At 68.7% G+C, this 20,717-nt stretch carries 13 protein-coding genes; 7 read left to right on the plus strand and 6 right to left on the minus strand.

Annotation, left to right across the window (positions count from 1 at the left end):
* Window positions 1-51: 51 nt before the first annotated feature.
* Together B0F77_RS28615 and B0F77_RS28620 are read right to left on the minus strand one after the other, a co-directional pair.
* Window positions 52-1,386 carry a glycoside hydrolase family 6 protein gene (locus B0F77_RS28615; protein WP_086666103.1) on the minus strand — a complete coding sequence of 445 codons (1,335 nt, stop codon included), beginning with the start codon at window positions 1,384-1,386 and terminating at the stop codon, window positions 52-54.
* Window positions 1,387-1,399: 13 nt separating this feature from the next.
* Window positions 1,400-3,172: a glycoside hydrolase family 6 protein gene (locus B0F77_RS28620; protein ID WP_086666104.1), complete on the minus strand. Its 1,773-nt coding sequence runs from the start codon at window positions 3,170-3,172 to the stop codon at window positions 1,400-1,402.
* Between the two features lie 689 nt (window positions 3,173-3,861).
* Here B0F77_RS28620 and B0F77_RS28625 point away from each other — a divergent pair.
* The 4 genes from B0F77_RS28625 (at window position 3,862) to B0F77_RS28640 (ending at window position 13,208) form a co-directional block, all read left to right on the plus strand.
* The gene (locus B0F77_RS28625; RefSeq protein WP_086666105.1) at window positions 3,862-6,789 is read left to right on the plus strand and encodes a glycoside hydrolase family 9 protein; all 2,928 of its coding nucleotides are present in this window, start codon (window positions 3,862-3,864) and stop codon (window positions 6,787-6,789) included.
* Between the two features lie 93 nt (window positions 6,790-6,882).
* Entirely contained in the window at window positions 6,883-9,801 is a 2,919-nt protein-coding gene (locus tag B0F77_RS28630) for a glycoside hydrolase family 48 protein (protein ID WP_086666106.1), read from the plus strand.
* A gap of 88 nt (window positions 9,802-9,889) precedes the next feature.
* On the plus strand, window positions 9,890-11,008 hold the full coding sequence (locus B0F77_RS28635; protein ID WP_086666171.1) for a GH12 family glycosyl hydrolase domain-containing protein: 1,119 nt from the start codon (window positions 9,890-9,892) through the stop codon (window positions 11,006-11,008).
* 259 nt (window positions 11,009-11,267) lie between these two features.
* A complete protein-coding gene (locus B0F77_RS28640; RefSeq protein WP_245848761.1) occupies window positions 11,268-13,208 on the plus strand; it encodes a glycoside hydrolase family 44 protein in 1,941 nt (646 codons plus the stop codon).
* Window positions 13,209-13,267: 59 nt separating this feature from the next.
* Here the strand turns inward: B0F77_RS28640 and B0F77_RS28645 are convergent, their stop codons facing one another.
* Genes B0F77_RS28645 through B0F77_RS28660 form a run of 4 tightly spaced genes read right to left on the minus strand, consistent with a single transcriptional unit; the run spans window position 13,268 to window position 17,869 of the window.
* Window positions 13,268-14,578: an amidohydrolase family protein gene (locus B0F77_RS28645; protein WP_086666107.1), complete on the minus strand. Its 1,311-nt coding sequence runs from the start codon at window positions 14,576-14,578 to the stop codon at window positions 13,268-13,270.
* Window positions 14,575-16,128: an FAD-dependent oxidoreductase gene (locus B0F77_RS28650; RefSeq protein WP_086666108.1), complete on the minus strand. Its 1,554-nt coding sequence runs from the start codon at window positions 16,126-16,128 to the stop codon at window positions 14,575-14,577. Before B0F77_RS28650 ends, B0F77_RS28645 begins: the two co-directional genes overlap by 4 nt.
* Window positions 16,125-17,021: an alpha/beta fold hydrolase gene (locus B0F77_RS28655; protein WP_086666109.1), complete on the minus strand. Its 897-nt coding sequence runs from the start codon at window positions 17,019-17,021 to the stop codon at window positions 16,125-16,127. The genes B0F77_RS28650 and B0F77_RS28655 overlap by 4 nt, the downstream gene beginning before the upstream one ends.
* Window positions 17,018-17,869: an alpha/beta fold hydrolase gene (locus B0F77_RS28660; RefSeq protein ID WP_086666110.1), complete on the minus strand. Its 852-nt coding sequence runs from the start codon at window positions 17,867-17,869 to the stop codon at window positions 17,018-17,020. The genes B0F77_RS28655 and B0F77_RS28660 overlap by 4 nt, the downstream gene beginning before the upstream one ends.
* Window positions 17,870-17,928: 59 nt before the next feature.
* Between B0F77_RS28660 and B0F77_RS28665 the strand changes: the two genes are divergently transcribed.
* The 3 genes from B0F77_RS28665 to B0F77_RS28675 all read left to right on the plus strand — a co-directional run bounded on the left by B0F77_RS28665 (window position 17,929) and on the right by B0F77_RS28675 (window position 20,686).
* Window positions 17,929-18,615: a TetR/AcrR family transcriptional regulator gene (locus tag B0F77_RS28665; protein WP_211294073.1), complete on the plus strand. Its 687-nt coding sequence runs from the start codon at window positions 17,929-17,931 to the stop codon at window positions 18,613-18,615.
* Between the two features lie 116 nt (window positions 18,616-18,731).
* Window positions 18,732-19,433 carry an expansin EXLX1 family cellulose-binding protein gene (locus B0F77_RS28670; RefSeq protein ID WP_245848763.1) on the plus strand — a complete coding sequence of 234 codons (702 nt, stop codon included), beginning with the start codon at window positions 18,732-18,734 and terminating at the stop codon, window positions 19,431-19,433.
* A 233-nt stretch (window positions 19,434-19,666) separates the two neighbouring features.
* Window positions 19,667-20,686, plus strand: coding sequence for a LacI family DNA-binding transcriptional regulator (locus B0F77_RS28675; protein ID WP_086666174.1), 1,020 nt, complete (start codon window positions 19,667-19,669; stop codon window positions 20,684-20,686).
* Window positions 20,687-20,717 lie beyond the last annotated feature (31 nt).

The following is a 20,717-nucleotide window of genomic DNA, read 5'->3' on the forward strand; positions in this document are numbered from 1 at the left end:
CGGCCGGGTGGATTCGCCCGGCCGCTTTCCAGGCTCAGTGCCGGTCGCGGCTCAGGCGCACGCCTTGCCGTTCATGGCGGGGGAGAGGAACGGTGGGGTGCCGCCGTTGTAGTTCGCGTTGTACCCGATGGTCGCGGTGCCACCGGTCGCGAGCTTGCCGTTCCAGGACTCGCTCTGGACCCGCACGGTGTCACCCGTGTCGGTCCACGTCCCGTTCCAGCCCTGGGTGACGGTCACGCCCGGCGCGGAGAACGTGAGCGTCCAGCCGTCGATGGCCGGACCGCCGTTCTCGATGACGACCTCGCCGGTGTAACCGGAGGACCACGAGCTGACCACCTTGTGCGTCACCTTGCACGTACCAGGTCCCTGCGGAGTGGTCGTGGTCGTTGTTGTAGTCGTTGTTGTGGTCGTCGTGCTGGTGGTCGGCTGCCAGTTGCCGGCGGCCGCCAGGTCGTACGCGCGTTGCGGCACGAACTGGCCCGCCGGCGCGATGCAGCCGTCGGCCTCGCCCGGCAGCTTGACCCACAGGAACGCGGCGATCTGGCCGTCACCGGTCTGGTCGGTGCTCGGCGTGCCGATCGCCCGCCCTGCCGGGTCACACCACTCGCTGCCGGCGGGACCGTTGCCGTTGCGGCTGGTGTCGACCACGGCCTTCAGCCGCGAGTCGCCGACCGCGTTCAGCACCGACTTCGCGTAGGACACCTCGTCCCCGGTGAACCGGTAGTTGGAGACGTTGGTCGAGATGCCGTCGGCGCTGTTGGTGATGTCGGCGGCACGCAGCCTCGCCGCTGCCTCGCCCGGTGACAGCCAGGCCGAGTGGCCGATGTCGAAGTACACCTTGGTCTGCGCCGAACCCGACTTGAGCTTCTGGCCCGCGTAGGCGATCGACGCTTTCGTCTGGTTCTGCTGGTCGGCCGACTGGCAGTTCGACATCAGCGGCAGCACGTCCGGCTCCAGCACGATCGCCGCCGGACGGCCCGCGATGCCCGCCGCCACCTGGTCGATCCAGGCCCGGTAGGCGTCGTGCGACGGTGCGCCACCACCGCTCGGCCCACCGCAGTCGCGGTTGGGGATGTCGTAGACGACCATGATCGGGATCTTGCCCGCGGCCGCGGCGGCGCCCACGAAGGCGTCGACCTCGCCCCGGACGGTCCCGGTGTTGGTGGTGGTGAACCACCTGGCCTGCGGCGTGGCCGCGAGGCGCTCCCGGATGACCGGTGTCTTGGAGTCAGCGGGGTTGGCCGCGACCCATTTGGCGGCACTGGTTTCCGGGTCCACGTAGAACGGTGACTGGGCAGCCTGAGCGTTGCCTCCGGCGGCGAGGGCGGTGACACCCGCGAGGAGTGTCGCCGCCACCACGCCGCTCGCAACAGCCTTGTTGCGCATGCGACTCATCCCCTCACAGCGCCGGGTAGGCGTTCTCGACGAGTGACTTGAACTGGGCCGGGAACCAGACGCCGGCGTGTGGTGCGTTCGGCATCGCCCCGGTCAGGTTGCCGCCGTTGGACTGCTGGTCGCCGCGGAAGGCCGGGTCGCACATCGGGTCGTGCTGCTTGCCTTCCTCGTTCGGGCCCGAGGTCTTGGTCGCGATGCCGTCGGACTCACCCGGCGGCTTGATCCAGACGTAGGCGTCGAAGTTCGGTCGCGGTGCGGCCTGGGGACGCGCGCCGATGCCCGCGCCGGTCTGGTTGCACCAGTTGCCGCGGTGCAGGCGGCGGTCGATGCGCCCGGAGGTCACGTAGTCGTCCACAGTGGACCCGGTGGCTCCGGAGGGCCGGTTGGCGCCGCCCCAGCCGTTGCGGGAGGTGTCGACCAGCATGCCGATGCTGCTCGGGAAGCCCGCCGCCACGAACCGCCGGTGCAGTTCGGCGCCGAAGTCGGCCTCGTCGAAGTACGGGTTCCACTCGTAGAACTTCGCGGACTTGAGCGGCTGGCCGCCAACCGTCTTCATCGGGTCGTCCAGGTTCGGTTCCTCGACCGGCGTGTAGTTCGCGGTGTTGGACACGAAGCCGTCGACGCTGCCGAAGCCCTTCGTCGTACCTCGGACCACGTCGGTGTAGAGCTGCACGGCCGGCACGATGTTGCTGTCCCAGCCCAGCCACGCGGAGTGCGCGATGTCGAGGTAGTTGTAGACGTTCGAGAACGCGCTCAGCTTGGTCAGGGCGTACTGGATGCCCTGCACGTACGCGCCGCTCGACTTCGCCTCCGCGCACTTGGGCTTCGCGGTGTTGGTGACGAGGTTGGGCAGCGAGTCGGGCTCGATGATCGCCACGATGCGCAGGTCGCGGTACTTCGAGTCACCCAGGATCGTGGCGATCGGGTCGATGTACTCGGACTTGTAGCGCGCCAGGCCGTTCTTGCTCACCTCGAGCTCACCGTTGGAGGCCAGCGCCGAGCAGTCGCGGTTGGGCAGGTCGTAGACGACGACCTGGAACACCAGGGGCCGTCCGGCCGCGGCCTGCTGACGCAGGGCCTCGTCGAGGTGACCGCGCAGGCCGCGGCCCGCCGTGATCGCGCCGATGCGGTCCATCCACACGGCCGTCGAGTTCTGCGCCACCTTGCGCATCGCCGTGCCGGCCGCGCCACCCGTGCTGTCCGCCAGGGTGTTGACCTGGGCGACGTAGTCCGGGTTGAGGTAGCCGGCGGCACCCGCGTACGGGTTCGGCGCGTGCTCGCCGGGATTCCCGGGACCCGGGTCCTCCGAGGTCGTCGTCGTGGTGGTCGTGGTCGTGGTGGTGGTCGTCGGCTCGCCTGATCCGCCGCCGGTGCAGGCCGTGCCGTTGAGCTTGAAGCTCGCGGGCTTGTCGTTCGTGCCGGAGTAGGAGGCCTGGAAGCCGAGGCTGTGCGACTCGCCGGGCGCCAGGTTCTTGGCCCAGTCGGGGTTCTTCGCGGTCACGTGCCCGCCGGACTGGGTGATGGTGGCGTTCCAGTGGTTCGTGATCTGCTGGTTGCCGCCGAAATCCCACTCCAGGGTCCAGCCGTCGGGGATCGCGTCACCCACGTTCTTCACGGTGACGTTCGCGGTGAAGGCGGTGTCCCACGGGTTGGTTTGGTAGTCCACCGAACACCCGGCGGCGGCACTGGCCTGGTTGCCCACCAGTACCAGCACGCTCGTGCAGAGCGTCAGTGCCGCGACGGCTGATCCGCCGCGCACCAGATTCCTTGATCGCATGAAGGGTCCTCGCAGCATCGTTGCCGGAGCTGATCTGGGAGCGCTCCCAGTGAGGTCGGGACAGTAATGACTCAAGACCAATTGAGAAAGCCCATGTCAGCCGCGAATGCGGTTGTGAGCGATCGTCAATTCTGCACGGAACGTGGTGTTTTGGGCCCGGTCACGCCGGAGGGGCGCGATGTGGAACGATTTCCTTGCGTGCGCACGAAACCTTGCGTAGTCATATTCGGAAATGGTTAGGCCATTTCGGTGACAGGTAACGCTGCGGTCTCTTCCGGTTAACCGAGTCGCTGGAGCATCCAGAATTACCCTGGAAGGTCCAGCGCGAACAGGCCGGGTGGGTCAATAAATAAAAATTAGCCAATCTAACGGTTCGTGGACGTGAACCAACTGAGCTTCCGATGCGCCGAACGGCCGTATGGGCTTTGCTGCTCGCATCGATTCAGCGTTACATCGGTTTCACGCACGTGAATCAAAGATCAGCCACATCCGGGCTTTCTTGAGCCTTGTGGCGGATCCACGTGCAACGTTCAGCTCAGTGGTGCAGGGCAAATGTTCGGCATTCGGACCCAATTCGTGGTGAGCCCTCTTCTGGTCTGGTTTGTAGTCCGTTACAGTCCGCTTCTGGGAGCGCTCCCAGATCAAGCCTCTTGCACCCCCTGCCATTGGAGGCTCACATGCATTGGCGCATGTCGAGAGCGGTAACAGCCGCCGTCGCCGTCCTGCTCGCCGGCGTGATCAGCCCGCTGCCGGCGGCGTCTTCGGCGGCTCCGGCGTTCAACTACGGCGAAGCGCTGCAGAAGTCGGTCTGGTTCTACGACGCGCAGCGATCCGGAAAACTGCCGGCGGGCAACCGCGTGAACTGGCGCGGTGACTCGGCCCTGCGTGACGGCTCGGACGTGGGGCTCGATCTGTCCGGCGGCTTCTACGACGCCGGTGATCACGTCAAGTTCGGGCTGCCGTTCGCGTTCAGCATGTCGATGCTCGCCTGGGGAGCGGTGGAGAACCGGGACGCCTACGCGGGCTCCGGGCAGCTCCAGCACCTCCTGGCGAACCTCCGCTGGGGCACCGACTGGATCATCAAGGCGCACCCGTCGCCGAACGTCGTCTACGGGCAGGTGGGCGCCGGCAACCCGGACCACGCCTGGTGGGGATCGGCGGAGGTCATGCCGATGGCCCGTCCATCGTACAAAGTGGACTCTTCGTGCCCCGGTTCCGACCTGGCGGGTGAGTACGCGGCGGCGATGGCGTCGGCCTCGATGGTCTTCCAGGCCACCGATCCCGCCTACGCCAACACCCTGCTCACGCACGCCAAACAGCTCTACTCCTTCGCGGACACCTACCGCGGCAAGTACAGCTCGTGCATCACCGACGCCGCGAACTTCTACAACTCGTGGAGCGGCTACCAGGACGAGCTGGTGTGGGGCGCGATCTGGCTGCATCGCGCCACCGGTGACGCGAGCTACCTCACGAAGGCGAAGGCGGAGTACCAGAAGCTGAGCACCGAGCCGCAGAGCTCCGAACGCTCCTACAAGTGGACGATCGCGTGGGACGACAAGTCCTACGGGGCCTATGTGCTGATGGCGCAGCTGACCGGCGAACAGGCCTACATCAGCGATGCCAACCGCTGGCTGGACTTCTGGACCACCGGCTACAACGGCAACCGGGTGCGCTACTCGCCCGGCGGTCAGGCGGTGCTCGACAGCTGGGGTTCGCTGCGGTACGCCGCCAACACGGCGTTCGCCGCGCTCACGTACTCGGACTGGCTGTCCACTCGGGACAGTGCGCGGGCGAGGACGTATCACGACTTCGGCGTACGGCAGATCAACTACGCACTCGGTGACAACCCGCGCAACTCCAGTTACGTGGTCGGGTTCGGTGCGAACCCGCCGCGCAACCCGCACCACCGCACCGCGCACGGCGCCTGGGCCGACAGCCTGCAGGAACCGGTGACCAGCCGGCACGTGCTCTACGGCGCGCTGGTCGGTGGGCCCAGCACCAACAACGACGCCTACACCGACAGTCGCAGCGACTACGTGATGAACGAGGTCGCACTCGACTACAACGCGAGCTTCACCGGAGCGTTGGCCCGGCTGTACAAGGAGTTCGGCGGCACCCCGCTCGGGAACTTCCCGGTGGCCGAGACGCCGGACGGTCCCGAGCTGACCGTGCAGGCGTCGGTGAACCAGAGCTCTGCCCAGTTCAGCGAGATCAAGGCGTTCGTGCTCAACAAGACCGCGTGGCCGGCCCGCACGTTCAACGGCACCCTGCGCTACTACTTCACCCTCGACGGCGCCACGACGCCAAGCCAGATCACCGTCACCACGAACTACAACCAGTGCGGCGCGGCGAGCGCGCCGACGCAGTACAGCGGTTCCGTGTACTACGTGGAGATCCCGTGCACCGGTGTGGCCCCGGCCGGACAGTCCGCCTACCGCAAGGAAGTCCAGTTCCGCATCGCGAGCAGCGGCAGCTGGGACCCGTCCAACGACTGGTCGTACGTCGGCCTCGGCTCCGGCAACACGGTGGCGCAGACGGATCGCATCGTCCTGCGTCAGGACGGGAAACTCTTGTGGGGCAAGGAACCTGTCGGTATCGTTGATCGTGAGGCGCCCACCGTGCCGACCGCACTGGCCGCTTCCGCCGTGACGGCCACCGGTGCCACGCTCACCTGGTCCGCCTCGACGGACGACGTGGGTGTGGCGGGGTACGAGGTGCTGAGGGACGGCATCGTCGCCGGATCCACGGCCACCACGACGCATCAGGTCACCGGCCTGACGGCGAACACCTCGTACTCGTTCTCGGTTCGCGCCAAGGACGCCGCGGGCAACGTGTCGGCTCCCAGCACGGCGCTCGCGGTACGGACGACCCCGGCGAGCGACGACCAGGAACCACCGTCCGCACCGACCGGCCTGGTCGCGTCCGATGTGGACAGCAGCAGTCTCACCCTCGGCTGGACGGCGTCGACGGACAACGTCGCCGTGACGGGGTACGACGTCCTGCGGGGCGACGGTTCACTGCTCGCCACCACGACCGGCACGAGCCACCGGATCGCGGCACTCACGCCGGACACCAGCTACACGTTCTCGGTTCGCGCCAGGGACGCCGCGGGCAACCGCTCCGCCACGAGCGCGCCGGTCACGGTCCGGACCGCCCCGGCCACGACCGGTTCCCTGAGCGTGCAACACAGGAACACCTACCCGGCGGCGTCGAGCCAGATCGGCGCCACGCTCAAGGTGACCAACCGCGGCACGACGACGACCGGGCTCGCCACCACCACGGTGCGGTACTGGTTCACCGGCGACGCCACCGCACCGTCCTACCAGGTGTGGTGTGACTGGGCGCAGATCGGTTGCGCGAACGTGCGCGCCAAGGTGGTCAAGCTGGCCACCGCACGTGCCGGTGCGGACGCCTATCTGGAGATCGGTTTCACGACCGGCGACCTCGCGCCCGGTGCGAGCACCGGCGATCTCCAGGTGCGCGTGGCGAAGGCCGACTGGTCGCCCTTCGACCAGGCCGACGACCACAGCTACCGGGTGAGCAACGACCTCACCGACTTCGACCGGGTCACCGCCTACACCGGTGGTGCTCTCGCTTGGGGCCTCGAGCCTCGCTGAAACCTCGGCGCGGGACGTTCGGCGTGCGCAGGCGTCCCGCGCCGATTTCCAGACCCGCGGGTCAACGGCTGACCCGTGACGGAGGAGGAACGAATGAGGTACCGGACCAGAGCGGGACGGTTGCGAAGTGGGCCCGTCGCCCTCGTCACGACCGCGATCGTCGTGGCGGCGGTGATGCCCGCGGTGGCACAGGCCGCCGTGGCGTGCTCGGTGAACTACAGCGTCACGAATGACTGGGGCGCGGGCTTCGTCGCCGACGTGGCCATCAAGAACGAGGGCGACCCGATCAACGGCTGGACGCTCAGCTGGACGTTCCCGGACGGCCAGCAGATCACCAACCTGTGGAACGGCAACCACACCCAGTCCGGTGCCAAGGTCAGCGTCACTCCGGTGGACTGGAACAAGAACATCGGCACCGGCGGTTCGGTGGCCTTCGGCTTCCAGGGCACGAGGAACGCGACGGCCAACGGCAAGCCGACCGACTTCGCGGTCAACGGTGTGTCGTGCGGTGGCGCGAACAAGGCGCCGTCGGTGTCGGTGACCTCGCCGACGGCCAACCAGTCGTTCCAGAGTGGACAGTCGATCCCGCTCGCGGCCACCGCGTCCGACAGCGACGGCACGGTGTCGAAGGTCGAGTTCCTGGCGGACGGAGTCGTCCTCTCGACCGACACGACCGCTCCCTACGAAGGGTCGTGGACGGGCGCGTCCGTCGGTGATCACGCGGTCGCCGCACGCGCGACCGACAACCTCGGTGCGGTCACCACGACGGCACCCGTCCCGGTGAAGGTGCTGGCCGGAGCGACGATCGTGGCGACTCCGGCGACGATCAACGTCAAGCAGGGTGACCAGGCGACCTTCGGGGTGACGCTGGCGAGCCAGCCGTCCGCTCCGGTGACGGTCGCGGTCGCCCGGTCGTCGGGCAGCGCGGACCTCACCGCGGCGCCGCCTTCGCTGACGTTCAGCACGTCCAACTGGAACACGCCGCAGAACGTCACCGTCACCTCGGCGGCCAACGGCGGCGACCTGGCGACGGCGGTCTTCTCGGCCACCGCGACCGGTTACACGCCGGCTTCGGTGACGGCCAAGGAGATCTCGGCGACGACGCCGAAGTTCCAGGAGGCGTTCCTCGTCCAGTACAACAAGATCAAAGATCCGTCGAGCGGCTACTTCCGCAAGTTCGGCGACCTGCTGGTGCCGTACCACGCGGTGGAGACGCTGAACGTCGAGGCGCCAGACCACGGGCACCAGACGACCTCGGAGGCGTTCAGCTACTACCTGTGGCTGGAGGCGAGCTACGGCAAGATCAGCGGCGACTGGGCTCCGTTCAAGTCGGCCTGGGCGTCGATGGAGAAGTTCATCATCCCGGCCAAGGCGGACCAGCCGACCAACGACAAGTACAACGCGGCCAAGCCCGCGACGTACGCGCCGGAGCACGACAAGATGACCGGCTATCCGTCCGCATTGGACAGCGGTGTGTCGGTGGGTCAGGACCCGATCGCGGCCGAGCTGAAGGCCGCGTACGGCACGGATGACATCTACGGCATGCACTGGCTGCTCGACGTCGACAACACCCTCGGCTTCGGCCGCTGCGGCGACGGCACCACGGCACCGGCGTACATCAACACCTACCAGCGCGGTTCGTCGGAGTCGGTGTGGGAGACCATCCCGCAGCCGTCGTGCGACACGTTCAAGCACGGTGGCCCCAACGGTTACCTGGACCTGTTCACCAAGGACTCGTCCTACGCCAAGCAGTGGAAGTACACCAACGCGCCGGACGCGGACGCCCGTGCGGTGCAGGTGGCGATGTTCGCCGAGCAGTGGGCGACCGAGCAGGGCAAGCAGTCCCAGATCGCGTCCGAGATCGCCAAGGCCGCGAAGATGGGCGACTACCTGCGCTACGCCATGTTCGACAAGTACTTCAAGAAGATCGGCAACTGCACCAGTCCGACCTGCCCCGCCGGCACCGGCAAGGACAGCGAGCACTACCTGATGTCCTGGTACTACGCCTGGGGTGGCGCGACGGACACGTCCGCCGGCTGGGCGTGGCGCATCGGTGACGGTGCCTCGCACCAGGGTTACCAGAACCCGCTCGCGGCGTACGCGCTCGCCAACGTGCCCTCGCTGAAGCCGAAGTCGGCCACGGGTCAGCAGGACTGGGCCAAGAGCGCGGACCGGCAGCTCGAGCTCCTGCAGTGGCTGCAGTCGTCCGATGGTGGCATCGCCGGCGGTGTCACGAACAGTTGGGAGGGGCAGTACGGCGCGCCTCCCTCGGGCACGCCGACGTTCTACGGCATGTTCTACGACGCCCACCCGGTGTGGCGTGACCCGCCGTCGAACCGCTGGTTCGGTTTCCAGGTGTGGCAGATGGAACGCACGGCCGCGCTGTACCAGAAGACCGGTGACCCGCGGGCGAAGAAGATCCTGGACAAGTGGGTGCCCTGGGCGCTCGCCAACACCACGGTCGGTGCGAACGGGGCGTTCCAGATCCCGTCCGACCTGGAGTGGACCGGCAAGCCGGACACCTGGAACCCGACCTCGCCCGGTGCGAACGCGAGCCTGCGGGTGAAGGTGCTCAACAGCAGCCAGGACGTCGGCGTGGCGGCGTCGCTCGCCAAGACCCTGCTCAACTACGCGGCCAAGTCCGGCAACGGCCCGGCCCGTACCACGGGTGAGGATTTGCTGACGGCGTTGCTGTCGCACCAGGACGCGAAGGGCATCGCGGTCCCGGAGACGCGGACCGACTACAACCGGTTCGACGACAAGTACAACGCCACCACCGGTGAGGGCGTCTACGTCCCGCCGGGCTGGACGGGCACGATGCCCAACGGCGACAAGATCGACCAGAGCTCCACGTTCCTGTCGATCAGGTCCTTCTACAAGAACGACCCGGACTGGCCGAAGGTGCAGCGCTACCTCGACGGCGGTCCGGCCCCGACCTTCACCTACCACCGGTTCTGGGCGCAGGCCGAGATCGCCACGGCGTTCTCCCTGCACGGGGAACTGTTCGGATAGCAGGTCGGCGCTGACGCGTCCCCGGCACGACGCGGTGCCGGGGACGCCCCCGCCCCGTCCACCTCGATCAACAAAGGAGTTGTTCGTCATGCGTGTTCGAACCCTCCGGCCGGCGGCACTGCTGCTGGCCGCCGTGACGATCGTGGCGGGGCTGGTGGTGGCACTCGGCCCACCCGAGGCCGCTGCCGCCACGACGATCTGCGAGAAGTTCGGCTCGACGAAGATCCAGGGTGGCCGGTACGTCGTCCAGAACAACGAATGGGGCGCGAGCGACGGTCAGTGCATCAGCCCCTCCGACAACGGTTTCGCCATCACCTCCGGCAACCACAACGTGCCGACCAACGGCGCGCCTGCCGCTTACCCGTCGATCTACGCGGGCTGTCACTACGGCAACTGCTCGAGCGGCAGCGGACTTCCCTTGCAGGTGAGCAGGTTCGGCTCACTCCCGTCCAGCGTCTCCTACAGCACGGCGGGTGGCTCCTGGAACGCCTCCTACGACCTCTGGTTCGACCCGAACCCCAACCAGTCCGGCCAGAACACCGGCGCCGAGCTGATGATCTGGGGCAGCCACCTGGGTCCGCCCCAGCCCATCGGCAGCAAGGTCGGTACCGCGTCCCTCGCCGGTACCGGCTGGGACGTCTGGGTCGGCAACATCGGCTGGAACGTCATCTCCTACGTTCGTCAGCAGACCACCAACTCGCTCAACCTGAACCTCGCCGAGTTCGCGAACGACGCCGTGCGGCGGGGCCAGGTCCAGAACTCCTGGTACCTCACGAGCGCGCAGTTCGGGTTCGAGCCGTGGCAGGGCGGACCGGGCCTCGCGGTGAACTCCTTCTCGTTCTCGACCTCCGGCTCCAACCCGGACCCGAACCCCGACCCGAACCCCAACCCCGGTCCCGGTTCCTGCCGTGCCGCGCACAAGGTCACCAACTCGTGGGGGAGCGGCTTCACCGCCGAGGCGACGCTCACCAACTCCGGGTCGTCGTCCGCGAGCAACTGGCGGTCCACCTGGACCGTGCCGTCCGGCGTCAGCGTCACCAACGGATGGAACGCCACCGTGACGCAGAGCGGGTCGACGGTCACGGCCACCGCGCCGGGCTGGAGCCCCGATCTCGCGCCCGGTCAGAGCGTGACGATCGGCTACCAGGCCAACGGACAGGCCGGGACGCCGAGCGGCTTCACGCTGAACGGCGTCGCGTGCTCATGAACGCGCACTGACGCCAGATCCCCGAACTCCCGCAGGCCGTACCGCCACCGCCCTGGTGTGGACGGCCTGCGGGCCCTCAACGTATTCGAGGACCGATTCACGAAAGCGTTCCGGACGCGGCCGAACTCTTCTTCTGGAAATCGTGTCGATTGTTCGACTCGAAGTTCGTCGAACTGGCCGCGCGTGCCTTGACGTGTAACAAAGTTCGTACCAGCGTCGCCTGTGAGAAATGTCGGCGAAATGACCAGGGGAGGACTCTGTGGCGGCTATTCGGCGACGGCGGAAGCCACGATCGTGCATAGCAGCCGGTGCGGCGGCGTCCCTGGTCGCGGCGGCGTTCACGGCCCAGACCACCCCGATCGCCGCGGCGGCGACCGCGGGCCCGGCACTGTCGGTGGACATTTCGGCCGCGCGGCACGCGATCAGCCCCGACATCTATGGGCTGAATGGCGGTGATTCGGCGTTCAACGCCGAAATAGGCCAATCGGTGGCGCGCTGGGGCGGCAACGCGTCCAGCCGGTACAACTTCAAGAACCACACCTACAACACCGGCAGCGACTGGTTCTTCGAGAACATCGTCGCCGACGAGGCGCACTCCGTCGAAGGAATGGTCGGCTCGAACCTCAGCCGCGGCATCAAGCCGGTCGTCACCGTGCCCATGGTCGGCTGGGTGGCCAAGGACTCGCCGTCGTCCCACCCGTTCACCTGTGGGTTCCCCGCGAGCAGGTTCCCGGAGCAGGACCGGTTCGACGAGTGGGATCCCGGCTGCGGCAACGGCCAGCGAGGTGGGCAGAACCTCACCGCCGTGCCGTCCGACAGCTCGATCCCGGCGGGCGCGGCGTTCGCCGGCGAGATGGTGGCGCACCTGGTGAACAGGTTCGGCACGGCGGCGCAGGGTGGCGTGCCGATCTACGAGCTCGACAACGAACCGGTGCTGTGGGCGAGCACCCATCGCGACGTGCACCCCGAACTGGTCAGCATGGACGAGCTGGGCGGCAAGGGCACCGCGACCGCCGCGGCGATCAAGGCGGCGGACCCCGGCGCCAAGACCCTCGGCCCGTCCGGCTGGGGCTACTGCGAGTGGGTCGCGTCCGGAGTGGACGGTTGCGGACCCGGATCCGACTCGGCCGCGCACGGCGGGCTCAACCTCTCCCAGTGGTACCTGAAGAACATGAAGGACTACAGCGACGCCCACGGAGGTACGCGCTACCTGGACTACTTCGACCAGCACTTCTACCCGCAGATCAGCGGGGACAAGGACCCCGCCACCAACGCGTTGCGGCTGCGGTCGATCCGGTCGCTGTGGGATCCGACGTACGTCGAGGAGTCGTGGATCGGCCCCGGCGGCGTCAACGCGCCGCCGCTGCAGTTCATCCGCACCATGAAGTCGTGGATCGCCCAGTACTACCCCGGCACCAAGACCGCGATCACCGAGTACAACTGGGGCGCGCTCGACGACATCAACGGCGCCCTGGCCCAGGCCGACATCCTGGGTGTCTTCGGGCGTGAGGGCCTCGACCTCGCCACGATGTGGGGCGAGCCCAAGCCGACCGATCCGGGCGCCTACGCGTTCCGGATGTACCGCAACTACGACGGCGCGGGCAGCCGGTTCGGTGACGTGAGCGTGTCGGCGACCTCGGCGGACCAGGGACAGCTGGCGGTGTACGCGGCGGAGCGTTCGTCCGACAAGGCACTGACCGTCATGGTCGTCAACAAGACCGGTGGCGACCTGACCTCACCGCTGTCGCTGCCCGGCTTCGACAGCACCGGATCCGCACAACGGTTCACCTACGGGCAGGCCAACCTGGGCGGCATCGTGCGCGGCGGCGACCTCCAGGTGAGCAACGGCCGGGTCGAGGCGACGTACCCGGCGAACTCCATCACGCTGCTGGTCCTGCCACCGGCCGGGTGCTCGGCGAGCCTCGAGGTCAACGGCGACTGGAGCACCGGTCACGTCGCGACTGTGACCGTCACCAACAACCGTGCCACGGCGCTGACCGGGTGGCGGGTCAGCTGGACGTGGCCGGCCGCCCAGCAGGTCACCAACTCGTGGAACACCACGCTGAAGCAGGAAGCCGCCGGCGTGGTCGCCACCGACGTCGGGTGGAACGGCTCGGTCGGCGTCGGCGGCCGCACCACCTTCGGGTTCCAGGCCACGGGCAGAGCGGCGGCACCGACGCTGACCTGCAGCCCGACCTGAGCCGGCTGAGCCGGCGCGCGGGCGCTCCGCACCAGGTGCGGAGCGCCCGGCAAGGCACATCAGGCGGCGAGGTGCGGGAGGAGGCGATCCGCGGATTCCCGGAGCTGTGCCCGCACGGCGTCGAGATCCACGTGCAGGAGAGCGTGCTGCCGTTTGCGCCAGCGTCCGGCGATCATGACCGCCTCGATGTCACCCGCGGCCGCGTACAGCGCCGTCGCGATCGGATCGGTGACCGGCCACAGCCTCGGCGTGGAGCCGTCGATGACGACGAGGTCGGCCTGCATGCCCGCCTCGAGCCTGCCGACCCGGTCGTCGAGGCCGAGCGTTCGGGCGCCTTCGACCGTCGCCCAGGCCAGTGCCTGCTTGGCGGTGATCGTCGCGGTGAGGGAGAACGCGCCGGTGTGCTGCCGATGGTGGTCGTGGTCGCGGCCGCGCTGGTGGGCCAGCGCGATCCGGGCGGCCGAGAGCACGTCGCCGGGCGCGACGGCGTCGGTGTCGGTGCCCAGTGACGGCGCGGCGCCCAGGCGGAGCAGGTGTCCGGTGACGGGGGAGCCGTGGCCCTGGCCGAGCTCGTTCTCGGGGGTGCAGGTGACGCTCGCACCCGCGTCGACCAGGATCTTGATCCACTCGTCGGTGAGCCCGGCGCCGTGCACGACGTTGGTGGAGGGGCTCAGCAACCCGGCCGCCCGCACCGCCTCCCACCCCGGCCCTGGTACTCCGCCGCTCTGGTGCAACGACACGACGATCCCGCGCTCGGCGGCCGCGCGGAAGTCGGTGACCGCGACGTCCGGAGTGGACAGTTGCGGGCCGCGGACGGCCAGGCCGAAGGTGAGCAGCGCGTGCGTGCCGGCCGGACCGTCGAGCAGCCGGTCGACCTCACGCACGGGGTGGGGTGTGTCAGCGGCGGAGTACGGAGTGCCGTGCAGGAAGACACCGCGCAGGCCGGACGACAGCAGGCCGTCGATCGCCGCGTCGGTGTGGTCCGGCGTAGGAGTGTTGTGGCACCAGTCGCCCACGGTGGTGGTACCGCGGTCGAGCTGGCTCAGCGCACCGGCGAGCGTGCCGGCGCGCATGTCCTCGGGGCGGTAGTGCTTGGCCACGGCACCGTGCATGCGGCCGAGGTAGTCCGCGAGCGTCCAGTCGGCACCCACCCCGCGCAGCGCGGTCTGCCAGGTGTGCAGGTGGGCGTTCACCAGGCCGGGCATGATGATCCGGTCGGTGACGTCGACGATCTCCGCACCGGTTTCGTCGAGGCGGTCACCGATCCCGGCGATGACGTCACCGTCGATGAGGACGTCGGCGCGTTCGGCGTCGGGCCGGTGTGGCGACATGGTGATCACCTGTGCGCCACGCAGCAGGATGCGGTTCATCGGGCGGTCTCCGGCTGGGTCACGGGCGTCATGGCGCGCGCGGCGGTCTGGATCGAGGCGAGGAAGTTCCGGGTGGCGATGTGCCCGAGGTAGCCGTCGGGCCGGATGAGCAGCAGGGTGTTCCCCTTGATGCCGTACCCGCGGCGGAAGTCGCCTCGCGGATCGGTGAGTACGTGGTCGGCCTTCGCGTCGGCGTCGATGACGACACGTCGCAGCGGCGCCCCTGCGGCCGGCCAGTCGAGTTCGTCAGCAGCCACGGCGGCCTCCGGGCCGTACGCGACAACGGTGAAGTGCGGCCCCCGAAGGGTGCGGAACAGACGTACCGGCGCGCCGTCCGTGCCGAGCAGGTCGGCATCCGGCGCGCGGTCGCCGACCTGCAGCGTCGTCGTGCGGTCACCATCGGCCGGCGCGAGCGGGCCGCCGTAGTAGGTCAGCGACAACTGCTGCTCGTCCTTGCCGCGGCGAAGGCTCGACGGGTCGAGCTTCGCGAGGCCCTCGTACTTCTGCGTGGACAGGCCGAGCACACCCGCGGCGATCGGCAGGCGTTCGGCTTCGTAGCTGTCCAGCAGCCGCGGGTCGGCCCCGGCGAGGACCTGGCCGAGCTTCCAGCCGATGTTGTAGGCGTCCTGGATCCCCGTGTTGAGGCCCTGCGCGCCGGCTGGAGTGTGCACGTGTGCGGCGTCGCCGGCGAGGAAGACCCGCCCACGGCCGTAGGCTTCCGCGAGACGGATGTTGGGCCGGAACACCGACCGCCAGCGGATGTCGCGCAGTTCGATGTTCCGGTCGCGGGTGTGCGCCTGGATCCGCCGGGTGATCGCCTCCGCCCCCTCCGGGGGTTCCTCGTCCGGGGACAGGCGGATCATCCACTGGAACAGGTCGGTGTGCGGCAGCGGGCAGGCGCCCGCGAACCGGCCCTTCACCCCCGGCCATACGTGCCAGCGATCGCGGGACAGGCCGGTGGTGACGGCGTCGACGATGAGCATCCGGTCCTGTTCGTCGGTCGTGCCGAGGAAGCTCAGGCCGAGCCGGCCGCGCACGGCGCTCGAACCGCCTTCGGCTCCCACGAGGTAGCGTGCGGTGATCGTCTCGGGACCGCCGTCCCCGGTCGTCGTCACGGTGACCGATGCGTTGTCCTGGACGAACTCGACGAGCTCGCGGCCGTACTCGACCCGGCCGCCCAGCTGTTCGAGCCGGTCGTGCAGCGCGCTGTCGGTGCGGTACTGGGGAATCAGCCGGGTGTTCGGGTAAGGGACGCCGGAGGTGCGTTCGCGGTCGCGGAACATGCGCCACGGTGCGGCGACCGGTCCGAGGTGTATGCCCAGGCGGGGGTAGTCACTGCTGCCAGCGAGGACGTCGTCGATCATGCCGAGGTCGTCGAACACCTCCAGCGTGCGCGGCTGGATTCCCTTGGCGCGTGAGCCTTCGAACGAATGCGCGGCCTTGTCGATGATGCGGACGTGCGCGCCACGGCGCACGAGGTCGATCGCCAGCGTGGTGCCGGTAGGGCCGGCACCGGCGATCAGGACGTCGATGATCTGGGAGTGGTTCATGGTTCGTGCCGATCTGGGCTGGGAACGGCGAACGACGCGAGCAGGTCGCCGACGTCGTGAGGCCGCTCGAACGGGGCCATGTGGCCACATCGGGCGATGACATGCGTCTGGCGCGGGCGCAGCAGCGCGCTGACGGTGTCGAGATGGGTGACCGGGGTGACCTGGTCGTCGTCACCCCACACCAGCTGGATCGGGATGCCCAGCTCGCCCGTCCCGCGGAAGAGCTCCTGCCGGTCGTACAGCGGGAAGTCACGCAGGGTCCGGAAGAACGAGTAGAGCGAGCCTTCGCACCGGTAGGCGTCGCGCACCATCGCGACCAGTTCGGCGGAGAGGGCGGGGTCGCGGACGTTGTGCCCGAGGTGGCCCTCCAGCAACCCGCGGCCGAACCGCCTGGCGACGAGCCCGCTCACGAAGTCGTTGCGCAGCAACCGTTGCGGCAGCGGACGTGCGCCCAGGCCGGCCGGTCCGAGGACGGTGAGCGTGGCCACGGCTCCGGGATACCGGTTCGTGTAGGCCATCGCGACGAGCGCACCCATCGAGGTGCCCACCACGTGCCACGGCGGCGTGAGGCCGAGCGCCGCCGTCAGTTCGGCCAGCTGCCGGACGAACAACGCCTCGTCGTAGGTGCCCCGCACCCGATCGGAACCGCCACGGCCGTAGGCACTGCAAGCCAGGGTGCGCAGTCCTCGGGCGTGCAGCTGCTCGGCGGTCCGGTCCCAGTAGAACAACGGGATCGTGATGCCGCCGACCAGCACGACGAGGTCACCGCCTTCGGGACCGGCCAGCTCGTAGTGCGTCACACCGTCGGACAACTCGACGTAACTGCCGCGCAGCGTGCGCCGCGTTGCCGCGTCGAGCCGACGGTCCTCATCGGACACGACGAAGTACCTCATCGCCGTTCCTCCTTGCGGGAGCGGGAAGTTTCCGTGACCACGGGCAGGAACTCCGCGATCGCCGCGGCCACCCAGTCCGGGTCCTCCTCCGGCAGCAGATGCCCGCCGTCGGGGTGTGTGCGCTCCTGGGCGCAGGGGATGTCGCGAGCGAAGTGCTGCCCGTCGACCTCGGTGCTGCGCAGGACCAGCGTGGGGACGGTGATCCGCCCGATCTCGGCACTGCGGTTCGGCTGGTCGGTGTTGGCGAAGTCGACGAACGCCGACCGGTTTCCCGGAAGACCGGTCAACGAGTGCACCCGGTCGACCATGGCGTCGTCCACGATCGCCGCGTTGCGGCCGACCGCTTCTCGCAGCCCGCGTTCGGTCGCGCCGCGCGGCAGCCAGCGCCGCAACACGGGGCGGAGAAAGGGGTTCCGCGCCAGCCGCAACCCGGCGGGCAACGACTTCTCCGGGTAGCCGGTGGCGTTGACGAGCACCAGCCCGTCGACCCGCTCCGGCGCGTCGAGGGCCAGGTTCCACGCGATGTTGCCGCCCAGCGAGTTCCCGGCCACCGCGAAGTGCGGCACCTGCAACGCGGCTGTGAAGCGCGCGATCGTGCTCGCGTACGTCCGGACGCGGTAGTCGCGGTCGGGTCGCGGACCCGTGCGCCCGAACCCCGGCAGATCCGGGCGGATCACGTCGTAGGACGCCGACAACAGCGTCGCGACCCGCTCGAAGCCTTCCAGTGACGACCCGCTGCCGTGCAGCAGCACCACCGCAGGCCCCTGGCCTGCTCGTTTGTAGTGGACCCGCAGGCCGTCCACCGAGACGACCTGGACGTCGACGGAGGGGTTGAAGTCGCTCGTCATAATGGCAACAGTGTTGCCGTTATTGTGGGGGGTGTCAACCGGACGTCATACTTCTGGGTGTGACCAGTTCGTTCCCGCCCGCTGCCCAGGGCACCGAGTCCGCTCGGCGCTCACGTGGCCGTCCCGCCGTCCCACTGGACCGGATCCTCGCCGTGGCGTTGCAGCTCGTCGATGAGGAAGGCGCCGAGGCGCTGTCCATGCGGACCCTCGCGCAGCGGCTCGAATCCGGCACGGCCACGCTGTACCGCCACTTCACCAACCGGGCGGTGCTGATCGGTCACGTGGTCGATCGTGTGCTCGGCGAGGTCGAGCTCGATGCCCCCGCGCTGGCCGAGATGGGCTGGGACCGGGCCTGCCAGGCCGTCGCCCAGGCGATGTTCGACACCCTGGGCAGACACCGCAAGGTCGCACCCCTGCTCATCGAGCAGACGCCGATCGGGCCGAACGCGATGATGCTGCGGGAACGCTGCCTGGCCGTCTTGCTGGACGGCGGGCTGTCCCCGAGTCTCGCGGCGCGCGCCTACGCGACGCTCGCCCGCTACGTCCTGGGCTTCGCCATCCAGCTCGCCGGATCCGGGAACGGCGCCGAGCAGGAGCGGGTGTCGGCGTACTTCCACGATCTGTCGCCCGCCGACTTCCCGGCCACCCTCGCGGTCGCGGACTCGTTGCCGGTGCCGCTGGAGGACGAGTTCTCCTTCGGGCTCGAGCTCATCATCGACGGCTTGCGCCGGCAGAGCTCCGGCTGACGCACCTGTCCTTTGTGGAGGGATGGCGTGGCGGCGGAACGAACGTTCGCACGGACATCGAATCGATTCGACATGAATCTCCTTGTGGCGAAATGGATCTGTGTCACGCTCGCCGCATGGTGAAACGCTGGCTGATCGCGTCCGTCGTAACCGGACTGCTGATGACCGTGAGCGCGACCGGTGCGCTCGCCGCCGACGCGCCGCTCGCGGGGCGGATCAAACCCGGGATCACTTACAGCGGGCCGGGTACGTGGTACGACAGCGACAGTGACGGTGCCTGCCTCTTCGGGCCGACCACCGACATGATGACCGTCGCGATGAACGAGACGGACTACGAGACGTCCAAGGCCTGCGGTGCCCATCTGGAGGTGCGGGCGTCCAACGGCAGGACCATCCAGGTGCGGGTCAACAACCTCTGCCCGTCGCCGTGCCGGGTCGGTCAGCTCGACCTGACCAAGGAGGCCTTCGCTCGCCTGGCCGACCCGATGGTCGGCGAGATCTCGGTGACCTGGAGGCTGCTCAGCCCCGGCACGTCGAGCGGGATGTCCCTGCGCTACAAGGACGGGTCCAGCCAGTGGTGGTGCGGGATCCAGGCGATCAACCACCGCAACCCGGTGGCGCGCCTCGAGGTGCAGACGGGCAGCGGGTGGAGGCAGTTGCGACGCACCGGTTACAACTACTTCCTGTCCGAGGACGGGGCCGGCTGCGGTGGTGCCATCGCGATCACCGACATCTACGGGCAGCGCCTCGTCAGCAACGCGTTGCCCATCCGGCCGGGTGTCGCCCAGCAGACGAACCTGCAGTTCGCGCAGCGCTGACCACTCGCCCCAGTACCACTGGCGCCGGGGGGAGAGCCGCCTTGTCCGGTTCGCCCTGCGCGGGTGCGGAGTTCGCATTCTTCGGAAAATGCGCCACGCACGGCTGAGGTTGTTTGGACCAGACAACGCGCCGGAATTGTTTCTCTGTCAACAACATCAATGGGTACTTGAGGGTTCTGCATTGCGGCCCTAATGTCGTCGAAACGGTTCGACCAACAGCGGGGGAGGTGGACATGGTCACCATCGCCGACGTGGCGCGGCACGCGGGAGTTTCCCCGAGCACCGTCTCCTACGTGCTCACCGGAAGACGGCCCATCTCCGAGGCGACCAGATCGAGAGTGCTGGACAGCATCCGCGAACTCGGTTACCACCCGCACGCCGGGACCAAAGTGCTGCGAACCAACAGGACCAACGTGGTCGCGCTGGCGCTGCCACTGCGGAACGGCCTGTACCTGCCGGCGCTCACGAGGCTGGTCACGTCGGTGGTCACCACCGCGCGAAACCACGACCTGGACGTGCTGGTGCTGACGGCGGATCAGGGCGCGGAGGCCTTGCGTGCAGCCGCGGGCAGCGCCCAGGTCGATGGTTTCGTGGTGCTCGACGTCGAGTTGGACGATGAACGGGTTCCGTTGCTGCGGCGACTCGCTCAGCCGTCGGTGCTGATCGGCCGTCCCGCTGCCGTCGCCGGCCTGACGTGCGTCGACCTGGACTACGAGGCCGCGGGGGCGGCCTGCGTGGACCACCTGGTGAACGCGGGCCATCGCTACATCGGCTTTCTCGGCGCCCCGGCGACGGTCTACCGCCGCAACGCGGGGTTCGCCCACCAGGCGATGGCCGGTTTCAGCGCGGCCGCCATGCGCAGGGGTGTGCTCTCGACGATCATGCCGACGGCGAGTGACCACAACTCCGTGCTCAAGGTTGTCGACGTGTTGTTGCGGGTGCGCCCGGCGGTGACCGCGCTGGTGGTGCACAACGAGGCCGCCGTCGCCTCGGTGGCGGCCGGCGTCCGGGCGCTGGGCTGCAAGGTGCCCGAGGACGTGGCCGTGGTCGCCATCTGCCCGGATGATCTCGCCGAGCGGGTGTCACCGCCGCTCACGTCGGTGCGGCTGCCCGCGGAGGAACTCGGCAGGCGGGCGGTGGAACTGCTGATGGGCAAGCTCGAAGGCCGGCCGACCCCGGCGCTGACCCTGCTGGAGCCCAGGCTGTTCGAGCGGGCGAGCACCACCCCGATGCGGCGCAGGAGCTCCGCCTGACCCAGGCCTGAACGCTTGCACCGCATCGGAT

Source organism: Lentzea kentuckyensis (assembly GCF_002150765.1).
Lineage (GTDB): Bacteria > Actinomycetota > Actinomycetes > Mycobacteriales > Pseudonocardiaceae > Lentzea > Lentzea kentuckyensis.